This is a genomic window from Polaromonas sp. P3_B1 (assembly GCF_056402935.1).
In genome coordinates this window covers 24,688-51,000 of record NZ_JBFUGK010000015.1, presented here as the reverse complement: position 1 = coordinate 51,000, position 26,313 = coordinate 24,688, and the positions used below count along the sequence as shown (strand labels likewise).

Genomic DNA, 26,313 nt, shown 5'->3' with positions numbered 1-26,313 from the left:
AGCATAAAAAAACCGCTCCCGGATTTCTCCAGAGCGGTTTTCAGGAAGTGTCGGCCTGAGACCAGGCCGGCATGCAAGACAGGATCAGGCGCGGGCCGCGCGCAGCCTCAGCGAGAACTCGCGCAGTGCGGCAATGCCGCTTTCTTCGGCACGGTGACACCAGGCCTGCAGATCGTTCGCGAGCTGTTCGCGGGAGGCCGAGGTGCTCATCCACATCTGGCGAAGCTCTTCGCGCATGGTGACCATCTTGTCGAGCACGGGATGCTCGGCGCGGACCTGGGCCAATTGGGGCTTTGCCGCCGCAGGCACCTTGTCGTCGTCGCGGTGCAGCCAGCGGTTGGCCGCGCGCAGCACGGACACGTCGGCCTTTTTCGCCTTCATCATTTCGATTTCGGCCTTGCCGGCACGGCGCAGTTCGCGCGCAAAGCCAGCCATCACTTCGTAGCGGTGGGCAATCAGGGCTTCCAGCGTTTTCTCGTCAGCCACCGGCTGGATGGAACCCAGCTGAAGCTTGGGCGGTACCTTCTTCACGGTAGCCAGTCCGACTTTTTCGAGGGCACGGATGTAAATCCAGCCGATGTCGAATTCGTAGGGCTTGACCGAGAACTTGGCCGAGGTCGGGTAGGTATGGTGGTTGTTGTGCAATTCTTCGCCGCCAATCATGATGCCCCAGGGCGAAATGTTGGTGCTGGCGTCAGGCGCTTCAAAATTGCGGTAGCCCCAGTAGTGGCCGATGCCGTTGATGATGCCGGCCGCCGTCACGGGAATCCAGGCCATCTGCACAGCCCAGACTGCCAGGCCGGCCACACCGAAAAAGGCCAGGTCGATGATCATCATCAAGCCCACACCCTGCCAGCTGTAGCGGGAATAGACATTGCGCTCCATCCAGTCGTTCGGCGTGCCATGGCCGTATTTGGTCATGGTTTCCTTGTTCTTGCTTTCGGCCCGATACAGTTCGGCGCCTTCCCAGAACACCTTCTTGATGCCGTGGGCTTGGGGGCTGTGCGGGTCTTCAATGGTTTCGCACTTGGCGTGGTGCTTGCGGTGAATGGACACCCATTCCTTGGTGACCTGGCCCGTGCCCAGCCAGAGCCAGAAGCGGAAAAAGTGCGAGGGGATCGCGTGCAGGTCCATGGCGCGGTGCGCCTGATGGCGGTGCAGATAGATCGTGACGCTGGCGATGGTGATGTGGGTGGTCACCAGGGTGTACAACACAATTTGCCACCAGCTGGCGGCCAGCAAGCCATTAGCCAGCCAGTCGAGGGCGGCATCAAACAAAATCATAAAAATCCTTTAAAAATCTGCACCGGCAGGCCATCCAGGTTTGTCTCCAGGCGCCGCATCCAGACAAGCTCCTATTGTATGGTCAACCCCCCAAAATACCAAGTGGCCAGCGTGCCAGGCGAAGGGGCAAATCAGTGCGAAAAATCACGAACAAATATGTAACTTCAGCCTATTTGTCGTCTTTTGCTGGCAAAAATATCAGGACTTTTGCCATACTGCAGCGAAAAACCCGTCAGTCTGGTGCAAGTAGGGCCAGAGCCGAAGGTAGGGGCCGCGGCAGAGTCTTTCGGCATGCTCCACCCCCAGATGGGTCAACAAAGGCCCGGTTTCAAGGACGTTAAACCCTGTATTGGCCGCGCTGAAGGCTTCGGCAATCGCCTCGTTTTCTTCGCGCAAAACACTGCAGGTGGCATAAACCAGCCGGCCGCCGGGCTTTAAAAGCCGCGCGGCGCTCTGCAAAATCGCGGTTTGTTTGGCCTGGAGCTCTTCAATGGCCTTGGGGTTTTGCCGCCATTTGAGGTCGGGGTTGCGCCGCAAGGTGCCCAGGCCCGAGCACGGTGCATCCACCAGCACACGGTCTATCTTGCCGGCCAGGCGCTTGATGCGGTCGTCGCGCTCATGGGCGATGGCTACGGGGTGCACATTGGACAGGCCGCTGCGCGCCAGCCGGGGTTTGAGCGCATCCAGCCTGTGGCCGGAGGTATCAAAGGCATACAGCCGCCCGGTGTTGCGCATGGACGCGCCCAGGGCCAGCGTCTTGCCGCCGGCGCCGGCGCAGAAATCGACCACCATTTCGCCGCGCTTGGCATCCACCAGCAGGGCCAACAGCTGCGAACCCTCGTCCTGCACTTCGATGGCGCCGCGTGTGAAAGCGTCCAGCTTGGCCAATTGGGGCTTGCCGTCTATGCGCAGACCCCAAGGCGAATACGGCGTGGCGACGGTTTTGATCGCCGCCTTCGAGAGCTCCTTCTGGACGTCGACGCGCTTGTCTTTCAGCGTATTAACGCGCAAATCCAGCCCGGCCGGCGCATTGAGGCTCTCCACCAGCGGCCAGAAATCATCGCCCAGTTGCTCCTTGAGCGGCTCGACCAGCCACTGCGGCAGGTTGTGGCGGTGCAATTCCATCAAGTCGCCTGGCTTGACCTGGTCGCAACGGGCCAGCCAGTCTTTTTCCTGCTCGCTCAATGCACCGAGCAAAAAGTCGCGCTCCGCGGCAAAACCCAGGATCGCCAGGCGCCGCTCCAGCGGACCGCTGCCGTGCTGGGCCAGGTAGGTGTAGAGGTTTTTCTTGCGCAACACGCCGTAAATCGTTTCCGCCACGGTGGCGCGCTCGCGTGGGCCGAGCCGGTAGTCGCGAAAGTAGCGCGAGACCACCATGTCGGCGGGATGATCAAATTTGAGGACCTGCTTGAGAAGCTCGGAACAACTGTCGAGTAAGGCTTTGGGGTGCATGCCCCCATTGTCCCACCCTTGCCGCGCGGCTCGATCAGGCTCAGTCCATGGTGCGCAGGTAGACGGCCTCAAAGGCGTTGCGCTCGATGTCCTGCAGCGTGGGCGAATACCCGGCCCACAGGACCAGCACAGGCCCGGGCAGGTCCAGCGAGCGCTCCAGATCGCGGCACAGCGCGTAGCGCGACTCATCGTCCAACCCCGGCAATTCCAGGAACAGCAGGTAGCAGCGCCTGTGCGCGAACTCCTTGAGGTTTTTGCGCACCAGCCAGGCTCGCGCCGCCGGCTTGCAACGCGCGAGCTGCGCCTGCAATTCGCCCTGTTCGAAAGTGCTGAGGTCGTGGCGGGCAATGGCCTGAAAGAACGGCGTCTCCGTCAATTCCTCCCAGGCGCGCCCCTCGGCCTCTTCGGCCTGCTTGAGCCGCTCGCGCCACAAGGCCAGGGCCTTTTCGTCAAAGCTGCCGTCGGCCGCGGGTTGCTCCATCTCGGCCACAGCCATCCGGCAGGCCCACCAACGGTTGGCGGCGCTGTGCTCAAACAGCTGCCCCAGGCAATCCATGCGCAGCGCGCGTTCCGCAGCCGGCAGGCATTGCACCAGGCCACGCAGCGCTCCGGCATGGCCGGGTGTCATCTGCAGCGCGCGTTCGTAGCAGCCGCGCACATCAGCCCGCGCATCCAGGCGCCGCCGCAGGTTGCCCAGCTCAACCATTTCCTCGGCGTTGTTGCGCTTTTCGCTTGAAGCCAATGCATCGGCACGGGCCCGCACTCGCCCGAGATAAGCATGGTGTTGCTTCCAGTCGCTGGCGTTGTCCCTGCACCATTGCTTGTCGAAGTGCGCAATCCACTTCGCGCCGCCGTCGCCCAGCAACGCCAGTGCGGAGCGAGAAGAAGGAGACCAGGCCGGCAGGCCTTTGCCCGCCTTCAGCGCCTCCAGCCGGTCGCGCAGGCCCGGGTGGGTGTCGTCCACGTCGCTGATGCGGCGCAAGGCCTGGCGCAGTGATTCACGGGCGAAATCACCGGGCGGCGCCAGACCCAGCAAGGGCCGCATGGCCGCATAGGGCCCTACCGGCAGGGCCTGGGCCGCGGCGGCGCTCCAGTGCCCGGGCCAGAACTCCCTGGCGACCCAGTCGCCCTTCACGGCGAGCTCGGTCAGCGCCGCGGCGGCGACGTCCTTGCCCAGCAGCTTTCCGGAGATGCGGTCGGCCTCGTATTCATCCTGGCGCGCCAGCGCAAAAGTCTTGGCAGAGAAACGCGGAAAGTACCAGCGCAAAAAGGCCTGCGTGGCCGCCGCCACAGGGCCTTCGTCGTTACGCAGACCGTGGTTCAGCATGGCCCAGCTCAGGCGTGTGCGGTAAATCCAGGCGGCGAAACGGCCGTGGTCGCCGCGCAAATGGCCGTACTCATGGGCCAGCACGGCCAGGAAACGCGGGCGGTCCAGCGCCATCAGCAGCGGCAGGCCGATGTTGAGGTAATTGACGCCGCCGCCGAACAGGCCGAAACGCGGATGCTGCCGGATGCTGGCGTTGAAGTCGGCGTCCAGCCGCACACGGTGTATGGGCGGGCCCTTGATCTTCCTGCGGATGCGCTCCAGTGCCTCGAACAGGGCCGGCGCGTCGGCCGGCTGCAGCACCACGCCTTCCGGCTCGTCAAAACGGCACCACAGCGCCCGCAGGCTGGTCCAGAGCAAACCTCCGGCCGCGACGACGAGCGCGACATAAAAGCCCCTGATGCGCCCATGCATCATGGCGCTGGCAACCCAGGCCAGGATGCCGGCGGAAAGCAGCAGGCACCCCACGACCCAGGCATAACCAAGCGCCGCGAAAGCCGCCACGCTGCGGCGGTAGGCTGTGCTGTCGTCGGCGCTGGCATGCTCGCTCAGGCGCACCAAATGGATGAAATCTGCCCGGTCCATCGGCCCTCCCATTTTTTGTTGGCGACAATCTTACCCATGAACCAAGACCACGACCTGCCGCCCCTGGTAACAACTCCGCCCGGCCTGTACCGCCACTACAAAGGCCTGCTTTACGAGGTGGTCGGCACCGTGCGCCACAGTGAAAGCCTGGAGCCTATGACGCTGTACCGCGCGCTCTACGGCGAAAAAGGGCTATGGGTACGGCCAGCCGCCATGTTCAATGAAGAGGTCGTAATCGACGGGGTGAAGCAGCCGCGGTTTGCCCGGCAACCCGGCCCGGTGCCCGATTAAGCGCCGTCACCGATAATCGTGGGTTATGTCCGAATCCACCGAAATCGAAAAACAGGTCAAACGCCGCCGCACGTTTGCCATCATCTCCCACCCCGACGCGGGTAAAACCACGCTGACCGAAAAGCTGCTGCTGTTTTCGGGCGCGATCCAGATCGCCGGCAGCGTCAAGGCCCGCAAGGCCGCGCGCCACGCCACCTCCGACTGGATGGAGATCGAAAAGCAGCGCGGCATCTCGGTCGCCAGCTCGGTCATGCAGATGGAATACCGCGACTGCGTCATCAACCTGCTGGACACCCCCGGCCACCAGGACTTCTCGGAAGACACCTACCGCGTGCTGACCGCCGTGGACGCGGCGCTGATGGTGATTGACGCGGCCAACGGCGTCGAGCCGCAGACGCGCCGCCTGCTGCAGGTCTGCCGCGCGCGCAACACCCCCATCCTGACCTTCGTCAACAAGATGGACCGCGAGGTACAGGACCCGATGAGCGTGATGGACGAGATCGAGCGCGAACTCGGCATGACGGTCGTTCCCTTCACCTGGCCGGTCGGCATGGGCAAACTCTTTCACGGCGTCTACGACAGGCGCGAGGACCGCATGCGCGTCTTCAGCCCCGGCGAGGAAAAAGCCGGCGGCGACGACGAGATCCTGGCCGGGCTGGACAACGCCGAGGCCGCCCAACGCTTCGGCGCCGAATACACGCAGGCCCAGGGCGAGATCGAACTGGTGGCCGGCGCCACACCCGAGTTCGACCGTGCCGAATTCCTGGCCGGCAGGCAGACGCCCATGTTTTTCGGCTCGGCCATCAACAACTTCGGCGTGCAGGAAGTGCTGGACGCGCTGGTCGACCTGGCGCCCGCGCCGGCCGAACGTGAAGCCATCCAGCGCGTGGTGCACCCCGAGGAGAAGAAATTCTCCGGCGTGGTGTTCAAGATCCAGGCCAATATGGACCCGGCCCACCGCGACCGCATCGCCTTCCTGCGCGTGGCCAGCGGCGAGTTCACGCGCGGCATGCGCCTGAAAGTGGTGCGCAGCGGCAAGGAGTTGCGACCCAACACGGTGGTGAGCTTCATGAGCCAGCGCCGTGAACTGCTCGACACCGCCTTCGCCGGCGACATCATCGGCATCCCCAACCACGGCGTGCTGCAACTGGGCGACACGCTGACAGAAGGCGAAGCCCTGCAGTTCACCGGCCTGCCCTTCTTCGCGCCCGAAATGTTCCGCGCCGTCGAGGTGGCCGACCCGCTGCGCAGCAAACAGCTGCGCGCCGGCCTCACCCAGCTCGGCGAGGAAGGCGCGATCCAGGTGTTCCGCCCGATTGCCGGCTCCCTGCTGTTGCTGGGCGCGGTCGGCCAGCTGCAGTTTGAAGTGGTCGCTCACCGCCTGGAGCATGAATACGGCGTCAAGGCCCGCATCATGGGCAGCAATTTCAACCTGGCGCGCTGGGTCACCAGCGACGACGCCAACGAACTGAAAAAATTCATGGACGCCAATGCCCACCGCGTGGCACTGGACGCCGTCGATGCGCCCACCTTGCTGGTGGACCACAGCGCCACCCTGCGCGCCGTGGAGCAGCAATGGCCCAAGATCAAGTTCCACGCGTTGCGGGAGCATGCGGGGCTGGTGTTCCAGTCCAAGATGTAAGCGGCTTTCCCCTCGCCTGCCCCAGACGCAAAACGGGCGCCAGAAGCTATCCGGTGGATAGCGGCTGGCGCCCGTAGTCCTGTGCGCAGGCTTATTTGGCGTTCAGAAGCTCGCCGACTTCGAGCAATATCAATTCGTTGTCGTCGGCCTTATTCGGCTCGCGGCTGCTGGAGAACGGCAAGTTGTTGTCGTTGCCGACCACGATGTGGGTCGCATCCACCACATCCACGTTTTCAATCGTGAAGAAGGGGAACTTGAGCACGCCGTCGTTTAGCGGCTTGCGTGCCAGCTTGTGCGGATCGGCAATATTGAGCAGGTCGATATAGCCAACCTTGCGCACCGGCCCGCCCACATTGGCATCTGTCATTTCAATTTTGTAGACGCGCTTGAACTTGGCGATGTCATGGAAGCAATCGGCGCGTTTCTGGCCTTCGGGGCAGGCCTTGTCGGCCGTGCCTTCGCCGTTGTCGCGTTCGATGATCAGGCCCGTGGTGGCATCGATCATGTTGAAGTCGCCGATGGCATTGCCGTTGGCTTCCAGCGGGTACATCCATGAGCGGCCGCTCCACTTGCCGGCCTGCACGTCGAACTCCAGCACACGCAGGGCCTCCTTGCCGGCTACACGCTCATAGTCTTTGGCCTCGGCATTCCACACCGGGCCTTCGAGCAGCGCATAAAGCTTGCTGCCGTCTTTTGACGAAGCCATGCCTTCAAAGCCCTTGGAGCGCTTGACCTGGAAGTCGACCGTGCCGCCGGGTGCTCCGGGCGTGGTGACGGCCGGATGGTCGGGCGAGCGCACCACCTTGCCGTCCACCAGGGTCTCGAACACCGCGAGCACCTTGCCCTTGAGGTCGGCCTTGATCAGGAAGGGGCCGAACTCGTCGCCAATCCACAGCGCGCCACCGGCGAACTGGAAGCTCTCGGTGTCGAAGTCGCTGCCGGTCAGGTAGCGCTTTTTAGTGCCTTCATGGACGATGCGAAACGGTACTTTTTTGTCGGGGTCATGCAGGAAGATGGTTTCCAGCCGCTTCATGGTGCCGCCCTTGAAGTCCACCTTGTAGCGGTTCAGGTACAGCATGGCATCGGGCGAGTTCGCCTTGGCGCCAAAACCGTTGTCCGTGATGATCCAGAAGGTGCCGTCGGCCATCTTCTTGATGCCGGAATGGCCCTGCAGCGGCTGGCCCTTGAAAGGCAGGGACACGCCGGTAGGGCGGCCAGCCGACAGGCCCGGCACAGTGCCCAGCGCCTCGGTGCGCTGGCCGTTGGTGAACTTGCCGCTGACCTGCAGGTCCTGCGGCGCGTCCTTGGGCGCGGGGATGAAGGATTGGGCGGGCATCACCACATGGCCGGCCAACGTGGCCGGAAATGCCGCGGGCGACTGCGCCAGCGCGCACAAGGGAGAAGCCAGCAGCACCAGCATCAGGGAGGAAAGAAGGCCGGTCGGGCGCTTTGGCAAGGAACAGGCAGTGGCGCCAGAATCAGATAAGAACATGTGTCATCCATGGTTAAAGGAAGACGCATGGTCGCCAACCGGTGTGACGTCGCGATGACATGGGGGCTCGCCCCGTCCCCGGTAGCCGGGAAATTGCCCCTGCTTTGCCTTTGCCCTATTGCCGGATTTTTCCGTTTCCGCTGACGATGGTCATCTCCACGAAGCGCGAACCGGTGTGCATTCCTGGGCGAAACCCGACCACATACCCTCCCAGGTCAAAGTTTTCCATTCCATCCAGGGCGGAAGTAAAACCTTCACGGGTGACACGCGAGCCTTGTCGCCGGGCGGCTTCAACAATCACCTTTGCCGCGATGAAGCCCTCCATCATGGCGTAGCTGATCGGCACTTCCTGGGCTCCGGCCGCTGCAACGATGTCGTTGAACTCCTTGGAAAGCCGGTTGCTCATTTTGTAGGGGCTGGGCGTGACCTGGGCGATGGCGATGCCCTGCATCTGCTCTTCAGAAAGCCGCTTCGCCATGAGTTCAATGTCCGCGCCCGAATGCGCAAACAGTTGAGCCGTCCCTCCCGCCGAGCGGTATTTTTCAATGAAGCTGGCTGAGGCGCTTCCGCTTGCAATCATGATGATCGCCTGCGGTGAGGCGGCCAGCATGGCATCGGCGGCCGCACTCACGCGAGTGGTTCCAGCGTCATAGCCCGCCGTTTGCACGATCGTGGCCTTGGCATTCGCGGCTGCTTCCTTTGCCGCCGCGATGAGCGGCGCAGCGTTCGGGCCGCTCTCGTGGAACAGGCCAAGCCTGGTGATCCCCACTGTCGCCAGGTGCGCCGCGATTCTGGTAATTTCGTCTCGCAAGGTGGCACGAACGCCATAAAGTTGCGGGGCTTCCAGATTCAGTTCGGTCGCGCGGAAACCGACCAGTGCGATGCGCTCACGCTCCAATACGCCTGCACTGACCAGTTGGGCAATATTGCGGCTTCCAAAGTAGCCGGCAAGCACCACGGGCTTGTCCTCGGTCAGAAGCGCGCGCGTCTGGTTCAGCGTTTCGTCGGGTTGGCCTGCGTCGTCGCGGCGCGTCAGGATGAAGGTGTTTCCATTCACCCCGCCCGCCTTGTTCACGGCGTTGAAATGCAAGCGCATTCCAGCTGCATAGGCGCGCCCCTGGCTTGCCTCGGTACCGGTCAATGGCGCCACTTGCCCAATGACAAGCTGCGCGGCCAGTACCGACGACGTGATACCGCTTGCGATAACCAGGCCGGCCAGGCGGCCGATCCATTGATTTTTTCTCATCTTCGCCCTCATCCTCGTTCTTATCCTCGTTGTTATCCTCGGTCCTCAACGAAATCCAAATCGCCCGGACCGGCCATTGATTTTTCTTTGTTCACGCACCCGCACTGATGCGGTGTCCGGCGCCGCCTGCCGTCGTTGGCGAGCCGCCGGGGTGCGGCGGGGCCGAAACGATCGATGTCAGCGCCGGTTCGACGGCATGCAAGCGGTCCAGCGCGGGGCGCGGCCGTCGCAGCTCGTCGGATCCGGCAAAGGCCTGCTCCAGCGCCGCAGCCACGCCAAGCACATGGTGGTCCGCGCGGAAGTGGCCGACGATTTGCAGGCCGAAGGGCATGCCGGCGTAGTCGACTCCGCAAGGCAGGCTGAGCGCCGGCAAGGTGGCCAGCGTCACGACATAGGTCAGGGCGAGCCAGCGGTAGTAGTTGGCTTGCGGCTTGCCGGCGATGGTGTCGGCGTGCAGCGTCGTCCAGGGGAAGGGCGACAGCGGGGTGGTCGGCGCCAGGATCACGTCATAACCCGCCATCGTGGCATTGAAGCGGGCCAGGATGCGTGTCTGCTCGGCCTGGGCCCAGGCGCTGTCCAGCAGGCTCATGGCCGCGCCCATCTCATAGTTGGCGCGCGTATTGGGCCCCAGGCTGGCGGGGTCGCGTGCGTAGGCATCGCGTGTCGCAGCCACGAAGGCCTCCGCGCGCAGCACGTCAAAGCAGCGGTGCACCTCGCCCAGGTCGAACTCCACCTTTTCGCAACTGCGAAACAGGTGGGACATCGCACCGACCTTGCGGCGGAAGGTCTCCCGTATCAGGGGGTCAACATCGCAGGCGTTGAAGTCTTCGGTCCAGCCGACGCGCAAGGCCCCGAGGTCCAATTCAGGCGGATGCAGAAAACCGGCCGCATCCACCGGATAGCTGAGCGGGTCGCCCACGGCGGCGCCGGCCGAAGCGGCCAGTTGCTGGCAGGTGTCGGCGACGGTGCGGCCCATGGGGCCCACCACGGAGATCGGCGTCCAGCCCAGCGGCTTGCGCGAACTCGGCACCAGGCCCGGCGAGGGCCGAAAACCCACCACGCCGCACAGGGCCGCCGGAATGCGCAGCGACCCCCCGGTGTCGGAGCCGGTGCACACCGGAAGCATGTCGCAGGCCAGCGCCGCCGCCGAACCGCCCGACGATCCGCCGGCATTGAGCCGGGGGTCGAAGGGGTTGCCGGTGGCGCCCCAGACTGCGTTGCGGGTGTTCGCCCCCGCGCCCAGTTCGGGCACGTTGGTCTTGCCGACCACGATGGCGCCGGCCGCGCGCAGCCGCGCCACAAGCACATTGTCGGCCGCGGGCACATGGTCGCGGTACAGCGCCGAGCCCAGGGTAGTCAGCAGGCCTTCAGTGGCCTCCAGGTCTTTCACGCCCATGGGCAGGCCGTGCAGCAGGCCCAGCGGGCGGCCTTGCATCACCGCGCGCTCGGCATCCTTGGCCTCGGCGCGCGCGCGTTCGAAACAGGTGGCCGTCACGGCGTTCACGAATGGGTTCACCGCCTCGATGCGCGCGATGCAGGCTTCCAGCAGTTCGACGGGCGATACCTGCCTGGCCTCTATCAGGCGCCGCAGCTCCACCGCCGAGAGAGCTACCAGTTCCTTGCGGCTCGCCACCGTCAATCAATCCGGATGTTGGAACGCAAGGCAATCACGCGCATGCGGGGCAGCTCATTTTCGATGCGCGCAGAGACCGCGGCGGCGGGCTCCCAGGCGTACTCGAGTCCGTTCGCGATGAGTTTTTCGCGAAGCTCCGGGTCCTTCATCGTCTCGGCCAGCGCCTTCTGCAGCTTGGCCTTGACATCCGCCGGCACCCCCTTGGGCGTGGCAATGGCCAGCCAGGAGTCGGCCGAGAAACCTTTGAAGCCGCTCTCCGCCACGGTTGCCACTGTGGGCATTTGTGTCGCACGGCTCTCGCCGGTGACGGCGATGGCCTTGATCCTGGGTTTCGCCGCCTTCAGCTGCGGTAGCGCGGCCGCGACGGTGTCAATGGTGAAAGGGATTTGCCCGGCCATCAAGTCGTTCATCGCCGGCGCGCTGCCCTTGTAGGCGATGTGCTGCAGCTTGATGCCCGCGGTGCTCCACAGCATTTCGCCCGCGAAGTGCCCCGTGGTGCCGTTGCCGAACGAGCCATACATGTACTTGTCCGGCGCGCGCTGCACCGCCGCGATCAGCTGCTTCAGGTCGTTGATCGGGACATCAACGTTGGCCAGCAAAACAAGGGGAACGCGTGCCACCAGCCCGACTGGCTCGAAACTCTTGATCGGGTCGTAAGGCAGCTTGGGCATGAGGGCTGGGTTGACCGTGAAGGTCGACCCAGAGCTGATCAGCAGCGTATAGCCGTCCGGCGCGGCCTTGGCGACGAAGGCCGCACCGACGACGGTGCCGGCGCCCGGCCGGTTGTCGATGACCACCGGCTGCCCCAGGCGCTCGGCCAGTTTCTTGGCGACCAGCCGCCCGGCGATGTCGGTGGCGCCTCCCGGCGGAAACGGGATGACCAGTTGGACCGGCTTGGACGGATAGCCCTGCGCATGGACGCCGGTCCAGGGCGCCAGCAAGGCCAGCGCCATGGCCAGGAAGAAGCGCTTCTCATACCTTGGTTTCATCATCGTAGTTCCCTCTTTGTTGCAGCGCGAGCCGCGTTGATCAACCGTTGCGAAACAGGAAGCTGTAGGCATTGAGCGCCGGCACGCCGCCCAGGTGCGCGTACAGCACGCGCGAGCCGGCCGGAAACTCGCCGCGCCTGACCTTTTCAATCATTCCGTGCATGGACTTGCCCTCGTACACCGGGTCGGTCAGCATGCCCTCCTGCCGCGCGCACAGGCGGATCGCCTCCAGCGTGCCTTCGTTGGGCAGGCCGTACTCGGGGCCGCCGTAGCCGGTGTCCAGCACCACATCTTTCGCGGTAATCTCGCGATTGAGTTCCACCAGCTTGGCGGTGTTCTGCGCGATGCGCAAAATCTGCGCGTGGGTTTTCTCGGGCTTGGCCGACGCATCGATCCCGATCACGCGGTCGGCCCGGCCGTCGGCCGCAAAGCCCACCACCATGCCGGCCTGCGTGCTGCCGGTGACCGAGCAGACCACGATGTAGTCGAACTGGAAGCCGAGTTCGGCCTCCTGCGCGCGCACCTCTTCGGCAAAGCCGACAAAACCCAGGCCGCCGTACGGATGCTCCGAGCAGCCCGCCGGAATCGGAAAGGGCTTGCCGCCGGCCTTGCGCACGTCGTCCATGGCCTGTTCCCAGCTGGGGCGTATGCCGATGTCGAAGCCCGCGGCGTCCAGCCGCACGTCGGCGCCCATGATGCGCGACATCTCGATATTGCCCACACGGTCATACACCGCGTCGGAGTAGTTGACCCAGTTCTCCTGCACCAGCACGCACTTCATGCCCAGGTGCGCGGCCACCGCCGCCACCTGCCGCGTCTGGTTGGACTGGATGCCGCCTATGGACACCAGCGTGTCGCAGCCCTGGGCCAGGGCCTCGGGAATCAGGTATTCCATCTTGCGGGTCTTGTTGCCGCCGAAAGCCAGGCCGCTGTTGCAATCTTCGCGCTTGGCAAACAGCTCGACCTTGCCGCCCAGGTGAGCGCTCAGGCGTTTGAGCGGCTGGATCGGCGTGGGGCCGAAAGTGAGCGAATGCCTGGCGAATTTCTGGAGCTGGAGCGTGTGCTGAAGAGGATGCTTGAGCGAGGTAGACATAAGAGAAGAGGTCCTGGTTGGAGGTAAGCCTGAATCGGCGGTCAATCAAATCGTAGCCAGGCAACCTTGCAATGAGTTGCTTAAACGGATCGCCAAACAACCTGAAAAATCTTCCTTTGATAAATTCAATGAATTAATTCCAATAATTCGACTTTTCTTGCAATTTTTGTAAAATTCCCCCGTGGAACACACGCTTGACCGGATCGACCGCAAACTCCTGAAGCTGCTGCAGCAGGACGCCTCGCTGCCCAATATCGAGCTGGCCGAAAAGACCAGCCTCAGCCCCCCTGCCTGCTCGCGGCGCGTGGCCCGGCTGAGGGAAGCCGGCCTGATCCGCAAGACGGTGGCGCTGGTGAACCCGCGCGCCCTGGGCTACAACGGGCTGGTCATCATCGGCGTGGTGCTGGACCGCTCCACCACCGACTCTTTCGCGGCATTTGAGAAAGCCGCGGCCGGCCTCTCGGGTTGCCTGGAGGTGCAACTGGTGACCGGCGAGTTCGACTACTTCGTGAAGCTGCGCATCCAGAGCATCGACTCCTTCAACGAGCTGCATGCGGCGCAGCTGATAGGCCTGCCCGGCGTGCGGCAGATCCGCACCTTTGTCTGCCTCAAGGAGGTGTTTGAGACGACCGCGATTCCGGTTTAGACCGGGCTTTTGCAATAAGCTATGCGCATGTCACTCCAAGCTCGCCTGCGCGGTCTCTTCCTCACGCTGATGTGCGCCCTCTGCGGCATCGGCAATGCGCAGGTGTTCGATCGCCTGTATGAAAGCAGCGCGCAGATCACGCTGGCCCAGCCGCTGCAATGGATCGCGGTGCCCAGGGACTCCATTGCATCTCCCGACATCTTCACCACCGCTGAATTCGCGGCCCCCGCAAAGCGTTTCCAGCCCTACACCGACGACACCGTTCTTCCCACCTCGGACACGCAGGAAGTCTGGGCCAGCTTCGCCATGCCCACCACCGAAACCCTGCAGACCTGGTATATCCGGCTGCCGGCCCAGGCGGTCTACAAGGTAAGCCTTTACGCGCGCGACGCCCAAGGCGGCTGGCAGGTTCAAGCCGCAGGCGAAGCGATTGCCCCCGCCTACTGGGCCTTGCGCACCCGCGTCCCGAGCTTTGAGCTGCAATCGCACACCGACCAGCCGCAGGCCTACTACCTGCGCTTTGAGCACCGCCGCCCCATCACCGAGCGGCCCATGCTGCTCACGCCCACCGAATACATAGACGGCGCCTCGCGGGTCGGCGTGGTGATAGGCCTGATGTGGGGCATGTTCAGCGTGCTGGCCGTGCTGTGCCTGGCCGCCTTCAGCATGTCGCGCAGCAAGGTGTTCCTGTGGTTCGGCGCCGTCGTGGTCACGCTGATGTTCACGCAGCTGGTGCTGATCGGTTACGGCGGCTGGCGCATCTGGCCCTACAGCGTGCACCTCAACCAGGTCATGGGCTGGGTGTCGGCCACGGTGACCATGGCCGCGGCCGCCTGGTTCTGCGCCCAGGCCAGCTATGCCCGGGACGGCCACCCGCGTCTGTACAAGCTGCTGGCCGGCGTCACGGCGGGCAGCCTGCTCATGGCCTGCGTGATGATGGTCCGCCTGGATTTCGTGCCGCGCGACCTGCGCAACCTGTGGCTGGCGATGGCCACCGTGGCGATCCTGGCAAGCCTGGTCTGGATATCGCTGCGCGGCCAGGCCTGGAACCTCCTTTTGCTGCTGGGCGCCGCGCCCATAGGCGGGGCCGCGCTGGCACGGCTTTCCTACAACGCGGGCTGGGTGCTCAATGTGGAATCGGCGCAGGCAGCCGGCGTCTTGTCTGCCATGGTCGGCCTGCTCTGGATTTTCGGGGTGCTCGCCTGGCGCAGCCGGGCGGCGCTGTTTTCCAACCACCGGGGCGCCGCCCTGTCTACTTACGATGCGGCCAGCGGGCTGATGCTGCCGCGCATCATCGAGGCCAGGCTGCCGGCCATGCTGCTGCGCGGCCGCCGGCAGAAGCTGGCCTGCGGCGCGATGATGCTCCACTGGCTCAACCAGGCTCCCAGCCATGACGAGGCGGGCGACTTGAAGCGCGGCGCCGCGCTGTCGCGCATCGGGGAAATCTTGCGCGGTGCCGCGCGTGACGTGGACACCGTGGCACGCTGCGATGAAAACCATTTCATGATGCTCGTCGAAGGCCCGGTCAGCCGCGCCGTGCTTTCGGAGATGGCCACAAAGATCCTGGCGGACTGCATACGCGCTTCTGAAAAATTCGCTGACGGCGGCGCCTTCATCCTGCACATCGCCATCTGGCACGACACGCCCCGCGCACAAACCGCCGCGGAGGTAACCGACCTGCTCAAGATACGCCTGCACCACATGGCGGCGGGTACCAAACGGCCGGTGCAGTTTGTCGATTCGCCGCTCGAGCCCGGCAGCGCCGCGGGTGAAGAGGCCCACCGGCGCGAAGACCTGCTGGCCAAGATCAACGCGATTGAAACCTCGCACCCCTCACTGGGGTGAGCGCGGCACCCGTTGAACTTCAGCGCAGGGGCAGCGGCAGGGCCGTTTTGTATCGCACCTGTTTGAGCGCAAAGCTCGAGCGAATCTTCTCGATGCCCGAAATCGGCGAGAGCTGCTCAAGGATGAATTTTTCCAGCGCGCCAATGTCGGCCACCGCCACACGTATCAGGTAGTCGCTGTCGCCCGACATCAAATAGCACTCCATCACTTCGTCATGCTCGGCGATGCGCCGCTCGAAGTCGGCCAGCGACTCCTTGCTTTGCGTGCGCAGGCTGATGGAGATAAAAACATTGAGGCCCAGGCCCAGCGCCGCGGCATTGGCAATCGCCACATAACGGTCGATCACGCCGCCGGCCTCCAGTGCCTTGACGCGGGCCAGGCAGGGCGAAGGGCTCAGGTGCACACGCCGCGACAGCTCCACATTGGACAGCGAGCCGTCGCGCTGCAGTTCGTCGAGGATCTTTAAATCGAGAGCATCAAGCTGCATCATCTGTAAAAACTTATTTTCACGGCATTTTATGCCTCTTAACACCCATAAACCACGATATTGAGGCTACACCTTCCGTACAAACCTGCGTACAGTCATTTTTGCCATGAACCATTCCACCCCCCACCATTTGCTGGCGCCGGCCCATGTGGCCGCCGATACCGATCCGCAGGAAACCGCCGAATGGCGTGAAGCATTCGAAGCCTTGGCCCTGACCCACGGCCCGGCCCGCGCGCGCCACATGCTGAACGAATTGAGCCGCGTCGCGCGAAAGCAGCGCATAGGCTGGCAGCCCGAGCTGGCCACGCCTTATATGAACACCATAGGCGTGGACGAGCAGCCCGTGTTCCCCGGCGACCTCGCGATGGAAGAGCGCCTGGCCTCGCTGATGCGCTGGAACGCGCTGGCCATGGTGGTGCGCGCCAACCAGGCCGAAACCGGTGGCTCGGCCGAACTCGGCGGCCACATCGCCAGCTATGCCAGCGCGGCCGACCTGTTTGAGACCGGCTTCAACCACTTCTTTCACGCGCGCGAAGGGGTGGCTGAAGGCCAGCACCGCGGCGACCTGGTGTTCTTCCAGCCGCACAGCGCGCCCGGCGTGTATGCGCGCGCCTACCTCGAAGGCCGGCTCAGCGAAAAAGACCTGGGCTTTTACCGCCAGGAACTCAGCGCGCCTGGGCAGGGTGCGCAAGGCCTGTGCAGCTACCCGCATCCCTATTTGATGCCGGACTTCTGGCAGTTCCCGACCGGCTCCATGGGCATAGGCCCGATCAGCTCGATTTACCACGCGCGCTTTATGCGCTACCTCACGCACCGGCGCTTGCTCGATTGCACAGGACGCAAGGTCTGGGGCGTGTTCGGCGACGGCGAGATGGACGAGCCCGAATCCATGAGCGCGCTGACCCTGGCCGCGCGTGAAGGCCTGGACAACATGGTCTGGGTCGTCAACTGCAACCTGCAGCGCCTGGACGGCCCGGTGCGCGGCAACGGCCGCATCATCGATGAGCTCGAAAAACTGTTTGCCGGCGCCGGCTGGAACGTCATCAAGCTGGTCTGGGGCAGCGACTGGGACGGCCTGTTCGCGCGCGACCTCACCGGTGCGCTCACGCAGGCTTTCGCCCAGACGGTGGACGGCCAGATGCAGACCTTCGCCGCCAAGGACGGGCGCTTTAACCGCGACAACTTCTTCGGCCAGAATGCCGAACTCGCGCGCCTGGCCCAGGGCATGACGGACGAGCAGATAGACCGCCTCAAACGTGGCGGCCACGACCTGGTGAAAATCCACGCCGCTTACGCCGCGGCCGCGAATCACCAGGGCCAGCCGACGGTGATCCTGGCGCACACCAAGAAGGGCTATGGCATGGGCAGCGCCGGCCAGGGCCGCATGACCACCCATTCGCAGAAAAAATTCGACGGCGAGGACCTGGTCGAATTCCGCAACCGCTTCAACCTGCCGCTGTCCGACGAGCAGGCGAAAAACCTGGCCTTCTACAAGCCCACCGCCGACAGCGCCGAGATGCAATACATGCACGCCAGACGCGCGGCGCTGGGCGGCTATTTGCCGCGCCGCGAAACCGCGGCCGATATCGTGGACATCCCCGCCCTGCCCTCCTACGCGCAGTTCGCGCTGGCGGCGGACGGCAAGGACATGAGCACCACCATGGCTTTTGTGCGCATGTTGGGCGGTTTGCTCAAGGACACTGCGCTGGGCCCCAAGATCGTTCCCATCGTCGCCGACGAGGCGCGCACCTTCGGCATGGCCAACCTGTTCAAGCAGGTCGGCATTTATTCCAGCGTGGGCCAGCGCTACGCGCCCGAAGACATAGGTTCGGTGCTGAGCTACCGAGAGGCGCTGGACGGCCAGATTCTTGAAGAAGGCATCAGCGAAGCCGGCGCCCTGGCCAGCTGGACGGCCGCCGCCACCAGCTACAGCGTGCACGGCCTGGCCATGCTGCCCTTTTATATCTACTACTCGATGTTCGGCTTCCAGCGTGTGGGTGACCAGATCTGGGCCGCCGCCGACCAGCGCGCGCGCGGCTTTTTGCTGGGCGCGACTTCAGGCCGCACAACGCTGGGCGGCGAAGGCCTGCAGCACCAGGACGGAACCAGCCACCTGGTCGCCGCCACCATTCCCAACTGCAAGGCCTATGACCCGGCCTTCGCCTGCGAGCTCGCAGTCATCCTGGACCACGGCATGCGCGAGATGATGGTCGAGCAGAAAGACGTGTTCTATTACGTCACGCTGATGAACGAAAACTATGCCCAGCCAGACCTGCGGCCGGACGCGGAGGCCGACATCATTCGCGGCTGCTACCGCTTCGACAGCTTCGCACCCGAAGGCGGAAAGGCTGCCGGCGAAGTCACCCTCATGGGCTCAGGCGCCATCCTTACTGAAGTCATCAAGGCCGCGCGGCAACTCGCGCAGCAGGGCATCGCCGCCACGGTGTACAGCGTGACCAGCTGGAGCGAGCTCGCGCGCGATGGCGCTGCCTGCCAGCAAGCGGCGCTCAACGGTGAAGCGCACGCTGAAGCCTTCGTCGCGCAGCAGTTGAAGGCCAGCACCGGCCCCATCATTGCCGCCACCGACTATGTGCGCGCCGTGTCCGAAAGCATTCGCGCCTTCCTGCCCGAAGGCCGGCGCTACCTGACCCTGGGCACCGACGGCTTCGGCCGCAGCGACACGCGCGCCGCGCTGCGCGAGTTTTTCAGCGTCGATGCGCAAAGCATCGTGAAGGCCGCGCGGCACACGCTCAAGCCCGCTTAAGCGAGGTCTCGCAAGCCGGGCGGGATTTCTTCCGCCTGGCGCGGCAGGCACCACGCCGGCAAGGCGTTCCCTGGCCGCGCCCAAACATCCAGCCAGTCCTCGGACGGCACAGCCGCGCGCCACACGCGCATCGCTCCCACACGATCTTGGCACCGGCCGTGCGACTGACCCAGACACAGGCAGCACGCGTTCGACCGCGCGCGCAAACGCCGTTGTCATCGCCGCCTGGCGTGAATCAAGCCACGCCACAGCGAATCCTTCAGGCAGTCCAGGGAAAACACTGAGTTCATTAACACAAAGCCGAAGAAGAAAAAAGAATCAGATAAAGACTGTCCGCGTGAAGACTATCCCGCGGCGCCGCAGTGGAAGCGGTCAGTAAGCTTCGCAACATCCAAACCGCGAACCCCAGGCTGGTCACGCTCCCTTCCCGACAACCCCATGAATTGCACCCCTGCCGCGTCCTGCACGAAAGAGGGATCTCACAGCGCCACACTGCGCACGCCCCACGGCAAGGCCGATTCCCCGCAGGAAACCGGGCGGCTTGCAGCCCACATTCCTCAAATCACCCAGCCCCAGGGCGCCGCCGGCGCGTTCCGGGGCCTCGCAAGCTTCTCCGCATGATCACCAGCAGCATCAATGGCCACTCCCACAGCGCCGTCCATGAGCTGCAGTGCTCAGCGGCTGCGGCGGCCGTCCTGCTGGCGCCTCGCCGCTTGCCTGGCCGGGCCGAATCGGGCACGCGCACCGTATTCCAGACCCCTATCCATGGCCTGGCCGATTTCATGTATTCCTCCCGCCTCGTCATCCGCATGACGCTCTTCGCGCTGATGGGTTGCACCCTGCCTTGCGCTGCGGTCAATCTCGGCGACGCCACCCTGCTTTCCGGCCCCACCCAGCCGCTGCGGGTCGAGATTGAACTGGCATCGGAGATTCAACCCGGCTTGCAAGTGAAGCTGGGCTCAGAGCAGTCGTTCCGTGAGAACGGCGTCGCCCATCCGGCCTGGCTGGACCGCGCCCAGGTTTCCTTGCTGCCGGCGCAAGGCCTGCGCCGGCGCGCGGCACTGCTGCTGACGGCCTCGCAAGCGGCGCAGACACAACTGGTCGAACTGGTGCTGGAATTTACCTGGCCTACGGGCAGCACCCAACAGGTTTATGTGTTGCTGCTCGATGCTTCGGCCCGGCCCAAGGCAAACGGTGCTGCTACCGAGGCGGCAACTCCCACAATGGTGGCTCCGCTGGCGGACGAAATCGCCGCGGCTACGCCCAACAGCGTTGAACCCACCACGGCTGCCAATACGGCGCAGCCCCGCCTGACAGGAGGCATGACTTTCGAAACGGCGCTGCGCTTTCCCTTCAAGAACCGCGAACACGCCGGTGTGGTTTCGATGCAGCGAGCCGCATCGCCACCCTCCGGGACTAAGCAAGACCGTCTGCGGCTGGCTCAAGCCAAATCGGCCCAAGCCGACCGCATCGCACAAGAGCGCCGCGAGGCTGACCAGCAAACCCGCATGCAAGAGCTGGAGCGCAATGCGCGGCAGATGCGCGAGCTGGCCGCCGACGTCACAGCGGCCGCATCGCGAGTCCCTTTGCCGCAAGCTGCTGCATCATCTACCGCATCCGCACCATCCCCACTGGCCGTGGTGCCCGCAGCGGCGCCACCCGCCGCGAGTGCGCAGAAAACCCAGGCCCCCCGCCTTGCCGAACGCTCATCCATCTGGCTCTGGCTGATTGGGTTCCTCGCTGCACTGCTGCTCGCGGCAGGGGTCTCGCGTTTTTGGCGTACCCGGCGTCGCGTCCCCGAGGTCACGGACAGCGGCGGCGCGGGGCGTTCGGTCTTCGAGCTCAACCCTGCCGAGGCAGAGCAGGCCTACACCGCCCCTATGCGCCAGAGGCAAGTTCCAGTACAGGCAGTGACGTCCCGACTGGAAGACGCCCGGGCCCTTTTTGTCGTCGGTCATCTGGCCGATGCCCGGCAACTGTTGGACACCCTCCTCCAGCAGAATCCGCGCAGCCATGAAGCCTGGTTCCTCCTGGTGCGGGTGGTATGCGCCCAAGGCGACCGCACCGGCCTGGTGGATTACATGCCCGCGCTGCGCAAACTGACCGGCGAAACCGGGGAACTGTGGGACCGCGTCCTGGTTCTCGGCCAGCAACTGGATCCGGGCAACCCGCTTTACCAGCCAGCCGCAGCTCCGCCCCAGACGCAGGAGCTCCCCCTGGCGCCCGCAGCACAAGCCGTGGCGCCGGCCGTCCAAAAACCACCGCCTTCCTCCGCCAGCAGCGCCGTCGACGACGCACTGCGCATGGCCACGGCGTATGGAGCACGTCCCGTATGAACCGCGTCGCTTCATCCTTGCCCGCACCCGCTTGCAGCCGGCCCGGCCTCCAGCTGGGCTTCATCTTCCTTTTTTTGTTTTCCCGTCAGTCCTTCGTCATCGCAAACACATAGAGGAGCCAAGCATCATGAAACATCATTCAACTGCCCGCCGCCAAGGCGGTTTTACCCTCGTCGAAATCGCCATCGTGCTGATGATCATCGGCCTGCTGATAGGCGGCATCCTGCGCGGGCAGGAGCTGATCCAGTCGGCGCGTGTGCGCAACCTCATCGACCAGAAATCTGCGATCCAGACGGCTTACGTCGGCTTTCTGGATCGTTACCGCATGCTGCCGGGCGATTTGACGGTGGCTCAGGCGGCAGTCGTTGGGAACGGTGCGGTGGCCTCAACTGCTGGTGCCGGGGATGGGCAAATCGCCTGGGGTAGCGAGGGGATATTGTTTTTCCAGAACCTCACCGCAGCAGGCTTTCTTTCCTGCGGCGCTTGCATGACTGTGACGGCAAACGGCAACGCAATCATCAGCAACGGCCCCACCAATGTATACGGCGACTTCCTTGAGCTTGGCTGGCTTAACAGCACCACCACAGGCGTCGCTACTTCCTGGCTCGATACGACGACTCCCGGCATTAGCCGATTGGTGATGACCACGGGAGGAACCGTCCCCTCGCAGGTTCTGGCCGAAGTCGACCGCAAGGCTGACGACGGATTTCCTGGAGGCGGTCAACTTCGGTTTTTCCTGACGGGCACCCAGACATTGCCCCTCGCCACTTGCGCGCCTGTTCCTGTGGGCGGTACCGTCAACACCTGGGCCAATCCCAGCCAGGCCAACTGCATGGGAGCGTGGCTGCTTTAACCCATCCGCACAACTCCGCCATGGCACCTGTTCGCATACAAGTAACCAGTTTCACCGTCGCGCTGCTGGCCGGCTGCGCCGTGGCGCCGCCAGCCCCCAGCACGCAACACATAGGGATGGCCGAGCCGGTGAAGGTGTCTGCTGCCCCGGCGGCGCTGCGGCCGGTGCGGCTGCCGGCACTGCCGGCGACGCCCCAGCCGCAAACGCAGCAGGAGCTGTTCAGCGTGGTGGTCAACGAGGTACCCGTCAAAACGCTGCTTTTCGCGCTGGCGCGCGACAACCGGCTCAACGTGGACATCCATCCCTCCATCGCGGGCCAGGTCACCATCAATGCCACCGACCAGACCCTGCAGCAGCTGATGGATCGCATCGCGCAGCAGGCCGACCTGCGTTATGAAATGACGGGCAACACGGTGCGCCTGCAGCGCGACACACCCTACCTGGGCCACTACGCGGTGGATTACGTCAACCTGAAGCGGCAATCGTCCAGCCAGACCTCCGTGTCTTCGCAACTCGGCACCGGCAACACGGCGGGCTCTTCAAATGCAAGCATCAGCAACGCCGCCGACAACCAGTTCTGGGACACGCTGATCCACAACGCCTGCCTGATCGTGGGTGCGGCGAACCTCGAGTTCAAACAGAAAGACGACATCGCCCAGAAGCAGGAGCGCGAACGCGAACGTGACGACCGCCTGCGCATCGCGATGGAACTTTCCCGCGCCGCACCGAACAGTGCCACAGGCGCGGGTACTTCAACGCCTTTTATGACCAACGCCGGAACCCCCGACCTGCTGAAACAGGTATTGGCCACCCAGTCCAGTACAGACAAGGTCGAGTGCGGCAACGGTTCGACCGGTGCGTCGAATTCCTCTGCAAACGCCAGCACCGCCAACATCGTCGTGAACCGCGAGACCGGCCAGCTGTCGGTCTACACCACCTCCCGCGGCCATGACCAGTTCCGGCAGTTTCTCGACCGCATCAGCGCCAGCGCGCGGCGCCAAGTGCTGATCGAAGCCACGATTGTCGAGGTCACACTGTCCAATGCTTCCCAGCAGGGCGTCAACTGGCAAAAGGTGGTGCAAGGCGGTCTGTTGCGTGGTTTGAGCTTCCAGATGCTGCCTTCAGGCACGGGCGCGTTTTCCGGCACACAGGATGCTTCGCTGCTGCGCATGAGCTACACCAGCGGCAGCGGCGACTGGAGCGGCATCCTCTCACTGCTGGAATCTTTCGGCCAGACGCGGGTGCTATCCAGCCCCAAGATATCCGTGCTGAACAATCAGACGGCGGCTCTCAAGGTGGTGGACAACTATGTGTACGTCACCATCAGTTTTACGCCAGGCACACGCACCCTCAGTTCCGCCGGGCAACTGGTCCAGACCTCGCCCGACACCTACACCTCCAACGTGAACTCGGTGCCCGTAGGCTTTGTGATGACGGTGACGCCGCAAGTGGCCGAAAGCGGCGAAGTCACGCTCAACGTGCGTCCCACCATCAGCCGCGTGGTGCGCGAAATCGTCGATCCCAACCCCGCGCTGCTGGGCACCACCCCGCCCATCATCAACCGAATCCCCGTGGTGCAATCGCGTGAACTGGAGTCCGTGCTGCGCGTGCAAAGCGGCGAAATCGCCGTGCTGGGCGGCCTGATGCAGGACGCCAGCAACGACGGCGAAGACGCGGTGCCGGGTGTCAGCCGCATCCCAATTCTGGGCGAGGCTTTCAAGCAGAAACAGGCGACGCGCAGCAAAACCGAACTCGTGGTGTTTTTGCGGCCTGTGGTGGTGGGCGATGCCTCGCTGGCCGGCGACTACAAGGCCTTCACACCGCTGTTGCCCACTTCCAGCGCCTTCAAGGATGCGGCGCCGGAAGCCCTGGGCCGGAAACCTTTTGAAGCCCAGCCCTCACGCCAACCCTGACAGAAACCCATGCACCGCTCCTTTCGACTTTTTCCCTTGCTGCTGTGTACCGCCACCTTGGCCTGGAGCCAGGCCAAGCCGGGCGCCAACCCATCAGCCCAAACCGGGGCTGCGTCGCGGGAGCCGGACATCCGCATCACCCGCCGCAAGCCCGCGCCCACAGTGGACGCCGATGTCAAGCGCGGCTACGAGGCCCTGCAGGCGGGGCGTTACGGCGAGGCACGCAGTGCCTACGAACAGGCCTTGAAGCGCGACGGCACCTTGCGTGATGCGTTGATCGGCCTGGCCTGGTGTCTGGAAGGGCTGGAAGACCACCAGGCGGCCCAGGCCGCGCTGCGGCGCCTGCTCGAACTCTATCCACGCGATGCCGAGGCACTGGCCGCGCAATACCTGGTGGGCGGCGGCATTCCCGGCGATGCTGCCGCCCGCTTCAAGCAACTGGCCGAACGCAGCGAGCGCAACGCGCCCCTGCATTTCGCGCTGGGCGTGATTCACGCCGAACAAGGCCGCTGGGGCGAGGCGCGCCTGTCTTTCGAGCGCGCGGCGGCACTGGAGCCCGGCCAGCCCGACTATCTCTACAACTTCGCGCTGGCGCTGGACCGCCTGGGCCAGGGGCCCGAGGCCATGCGCCAGTACGTCAAGGCCCTGAACCTCTCCTACCGCCAGCCGGCCGCCTTCAACCAGGAAGCGGTACGCAACCGCCTGCGCGCGCTGGCCGCGCCGGCTTCCTGAGACAACGGTCACCGCACATGTCCATGGCACCCACGACCCATCCGCAAGACCAGGCGGTGACCCTGCGCAAGGCCGAACGCGAGCTGGCTGAAGCCCTGCTCCAGCAGCGGCGCATCACCTCCGCCCAACTGGCCATCGCGCTGGCCGAAAAGCGCCTGCGCGGCGGCAGCCTGCATGCGCAGCTGGCCGGTCTGGGTTTTGTGGGCGAGCTGGAACTGCGCGCCTTGCGTGCGCAATTGCACAAACTGCCTGAGGTCGACCTGGTGACCCATCGCACCGATCCAGCCCTGCTGCAGTTGCTGGCCGCGCCGCTGGCGCGCAAACACGGCGTCCTGCCCGTGGAAATGACGGCCCAGGGCGAACTGCTGCTGGCCATAGACGACACCGACGACCTGGTGGCACTCGACCAGATCAGCGCGCACCTGCGCGCCAAGGGCGTGCCCCGCGTCCGCCTGGCGCTGGCAGCACCGGGCGAACTGGTACGCGAGATCGATCGCGTCTACGGCGACAGGCCCAGCGTGGACGCCCTGCTCGCCGCCAGCGGCAAGGAGCCGCCCGTGGACAAACTGATCGAGGCCATCGTCCACAACGCTTTCAACAGCCTGGCGTCGGACATTCACTTCGAACCCGAGGAGCACCTGCTGCGCGTGCGCGTGCGCGTCGACGGCGTGCTCATGCAGGCGCACTTGCTGCATGCCTCGATGTGGCCCGCGCTGGCGGTCAAGCTCAAGGTCATGGCCGGCATGAACATCGCCGAAAGCCGCGCCGCGCAGGACGGACGGTTTTCCATGGAGGTAGGCGCAAGCCAGATCGATTTCCGCGCGGCCTGCCTGCCCACGGCCCACGGCGAAAACATCGTGCTGCGCCTTCTGGACCGGCAACGCAGCATCGTCCCGCTGGAGCGTTTGCAGCTCACGCAGACCACCATGGACAGGCTGCACGCGCTGATGAACCGGCCCGAGGGCATTGTGCTGGTCACCGGCCCCACCGGCAGCGGCAAAACCACCACGCTGTACTCCATGCTGGCCCAGATCAGCACGGAAGCGGTGAACGTCATGACGCTGGAAGACCCCATCGAGTACCCGCTGCCCCTGATTCGCCAGACCCAGGTGACCGAGAAAATCGGCTTTGCCGAAGGCGTGCGCGCCCTGATGCGGCAAGACCCGGACGTGATCCTGGTTGGCGAGATCCGTGATTCGGAAACCGCCGAAATGGCTTTTCGCGCCGCCATGACGGGCCACCAGGTGTTTGCAACCCTGCACACCAATTCCGCCCTGGGCGCGGTGCAGCGGCTGCGCGACATAGGGGTGTCGGCTGAAATTCTGGCGGGCAATATGGTCGGCGTGATAGGCCAGCGTCTGGCGCGCCGCCTGTGCCCGCATTGCAAGACGCGCCGCCCGCCAACCGCGCACGAAAAAATCCTGCTCGAATTGCCCGACGACGACCACCCGCTGCACCAGGCCGTGGGCTGCGTCCACTGCAGTCAGCGCGGCTTTCTGGGCCGGGTGTTGCTGATGGAAGTGCTGTGTTTCGACGAAACGCTGGATCACCTGGTGGCCAAGCACGCCAGCCACATCGAAATGGCGCGCCATGCCCGCGCGGAGGGCTTCACCTCGCTGCGCGACGATGCGATCCGCTACGTGCTGGCCGGCCACACCACGGTGGAAGAGGGCAGCCGCGTGGTCAATCTCGCGGCGCATTGACGG

General features: G+C 64.5%; 19 protein-coding genes. 10 read left to right on the top strand and 9 right to left on the bottom strand.

Annotated features, from left to right (window positions below):
- Nucleotides 1-84: 84 nt before the first annotated feature.
- From AC1DXS_RS10770 to AC1DXS_RS10760, 3 genes are all read right to left on the bottom strand, one after another.
- Nucleotides 85-1,284 carry a DesA family fatty acid desaturase gene (locus AC1DXS_RS10770; protein WP_477737505.1) on the bottom strand — a complete coding sequence of 400 codons (1,200 nt, stop codon included), beginning with the start codon at nt 1,282-1,284 and terminating at the stop codon, nt 85-87.
- A gap of 198 nt (nt 1,285-1,482) precedes the next feature.
- On the bottom strand, nt 1,483-2,736 hold the full coding sequence (locus tag AC1DXS_RS10765) for an RsmB/NOP family class I SAM-dependent RNA methyltransferase (protein WP_477737504.1): 1,254 nt from the start codon (nt 2,734-2,736) through the stop codon (nt 1,483-1,485).
- Between the two features lie 40 nt (nt 2,737-2,776).
- A complete protein-coding gene (locus AC1DXS_RS10760; protein WP_477737503.1) occupies nt 2,777-4,645 on the bottom strand; it encodes a M48 family metallopeptidase in 1,869 nt (622 codons plus the stop codon).
- 36 nt (nt 4,646-4,681) lie between these two features.
- Here AC1DXS_RS10760 and AC1DXS_RS10755 point away from each other — a divergent pair, with 36 nt between their 5' ends.
- A complete protein-coding gene (locus AC1DXS_RS10755; RefSeq protein WP_477737502.1) occupies nt 4,682-4,936 on the top strand; it encodes a DUF1653 domain-containing protein in 255 nt (84 codons plus the stop codon).
- Between the two features lie 25 nt (nt 4,937-4,961).
- The gene (locus AC1DXS_RS10750) at nt 4,962-6,578 is read left to right on the top strand and encodes a peptide chain release factor 3 (RefSeq protein WP_477737501.1); all 1,617 of its coding nucleotides are present in this window, start codon (nt 4,962-4,964) and stop codon (nt 6,576-6,578) included.
- Nucleotides 6,579-6,669: 91 nt separating this feature from the next.
- Here AC1DXS_RS10750 and AC1DXS_RS10745 read toward each other — a convergent pair whose 3' ends face one another.
- The 5 genes from AC1DXS_RS10745 to AC1DXS_RS10725 all read right to left on the bottom strand — a co-directional run bounded on the left by AC1DXS_RS10745 (nt 6,670) and on the right by AC1DXS_RS10725 (nt 13,031).
- Nucleotides 6,670-7,998 (bottom strand): esterase-like activity of phytase family protein, encoded by a 1,329-nt coding sequence (locus AC1DXS_RS10745; RefSeq protein WP_477737556.1) that lies wholly within the window; start codon nt 7,996-7,998, stop codon nt 6,670-6,672.
- 187 nt (nt 7,999-8,185) lie between these two features.
- Complete coding sequence (locus AC1DXS_RS10740; protein ID WP_477737500.1) at nt 8,186-9,316, bottom strand: ABC transporter substrate-binding protein; 1,131 nt, start codon at nt 9,314-9,316, stop codon at nt 8,186-8,188.
- Between the two features lie 91 nt (nt 9,317-9,407).
- Nucleotides 9,408-10,949: an amidase gene (locus AC1DXS_RS10735; protein ID WP_477737499.1), complete on the bottom strand. Its 1,542-nt coding sequence runs from the start codon at nt 10,947-10,949 to the stop codon at nt 9,408-9,410.
- 2 nt (nt 10,950-10,951) lie between these two features.
- Entirely contained in the window at nt 10,952-11,938 is a 987-nt protein-coding gene (locus AC1DXS_RS10730) for a Bug family tripartite tricarboxylate transporter substrate binding protein (RefSeq protein WP_477737555.1), read from the bottom strand.
- Nucleotides 11,939-11,978: 40 nt separating this feature from the next.
- Entirely contained in the window at nt 11,979-13,031 is a 1,053-nt protein-coding gene (locus AC1DXS_RS10725) for a 1-aminocyclopropane-1-carboxylate deaminase (RefSeq protein ID WP_477737498.1), read from the bottom strand.
- Between the two features lie 181 nt (nt 13,032-13,212).
- On the opposite strand from AC1DXS_RS10725, the gene AC1DXS_RS10720 reads away from it, so the two are divergent.
- Nucleotides 13,213-13,677, top strand: a complete 465-nt coding sequence (locus AC1DXS_RS10720; protein ID WP_477737497.1) for an Lrp/AsnC family transcriptional regulator — start codon at nt 13,213-13,215, stop codon at nt 13,675-13,677.
- Between the two features lie 27 nt (nt 13,678-13,704).
- Nucleotides 13,705-15,522, top strand: a complete 1,818-nt coding sequence (locus AC1DXS_RS10715; RefSeq protein ID WP_477737496.1) for a 7TM diverse intracellular signaling domain-containing protein — start codon at nt 13,705-13,707, stop codon at nt 15,520-15,522.
- Between the two features lie 19 nt (nt 15,523-15,541).
- Here AC1DXS_RS10715 and AC1DXS_RS10710 read toward each other — a convergent pair whose 3' ends face one another.
- A complete protein-coding gene (locus AC1DXS_RS10710) occupies nt 15,542-16,009 on the bottom strand; it encodes an Lrp/AsnC family transcriptional regulator (protein ID WP_477737554.1) in 468 nt (155 codons plus the stop codon).
- Nucleotides 16,010-16,115: 106 nt separating this feature from the next.
- On the opposite strand from AC1DXS_RS10710, the gene mdeB reads away from it, so the two are divergent.
- The 6 genes from mdeB to AC1DXS_RS10680 all read left to right on the top strand — a co-directional run bounded on the left by mdeB (nt 16,116) and on the right by AC1DXS_RS10680 (nt 26,310).
- Nucleotides 16,116-18,773 (top strand): alpha-ketoglutarate dehydrogenase, encoded by a 2,658-nt coding sequence (gene mdeB, locus AC1DXS_RS10705; RefSeq protein ID WP_477737495.1) that lies wholly within the window; start codon nt 16,116-16,118, stop codon nt 18,771-18,773.
- A 617-nt stretch (nt 18,774-19,390) separates the two neighbouring features.
- A complete protein-coding gene (locus AC1DXS_RS10700) occupies nt 19,391-21,109 on the top strand; it encodes a type IV pilus assembly protein FimV (protein WP_477737494.1) in 1,719 nt (572 codons plus the stop codon).
- A gap of 127 nt (nt 21,110-21,236) precedes the next feature.
- Nucleotides 21,237-21,962 carry a type II secretion system protein gene (locus AC1DXS_RS10695; RefSeq protein ID WP_477737493.1) on the top strand — a complete coding sequence of 242 codons (726 nt, stop codon included), beginning with the start codon at nt 21,237-21,239 and terminating at the stop codon, nt 21,960-21,962.
- Between the two features lie 20 nt (nt 21,963-21,982).
- Nucleotides 21,983-23,875, top strand: coding sequence for a type II and III secretion system protein (locus tag AC1DXS_RS10690; protein WP_477737492.1), 1,893 nt, complete (start codon nt 21,983-21,985; stop codon nt 23,873-23,875).
- Nucleotides 23,876-23,884: 9 nt separating this feature from the next.
- Nucleotides 23,885-24,607 (top strand): tetratricopeptide repeat protein, encoded by a 723-nt coding sequence (locus tag AC1DXS_RS10685; protein WP_477737491.1) that lies wholly within the window; start codon nt 23,885-23,887, stop codon nt 24,605-24,607.
- Nucleotides 24,608-24,630: 23 nt separating this feature from the next.
- Nucleotides 24,631-26,310 carry a GspE/PulE family protein gene (locus AC1DXS_RS10680; RefSeq protein WP_477737490.1) on the top strand — a complete coding sequence of 560 codons (1,680 nt, stop codon included), beginning with the start codon at nt 24,631-24,633 and terminating at the stop codon, nt 26,308-26,310.
- Nucleotides 26,311-26,313: the final 3 nt, after the last annotated feature.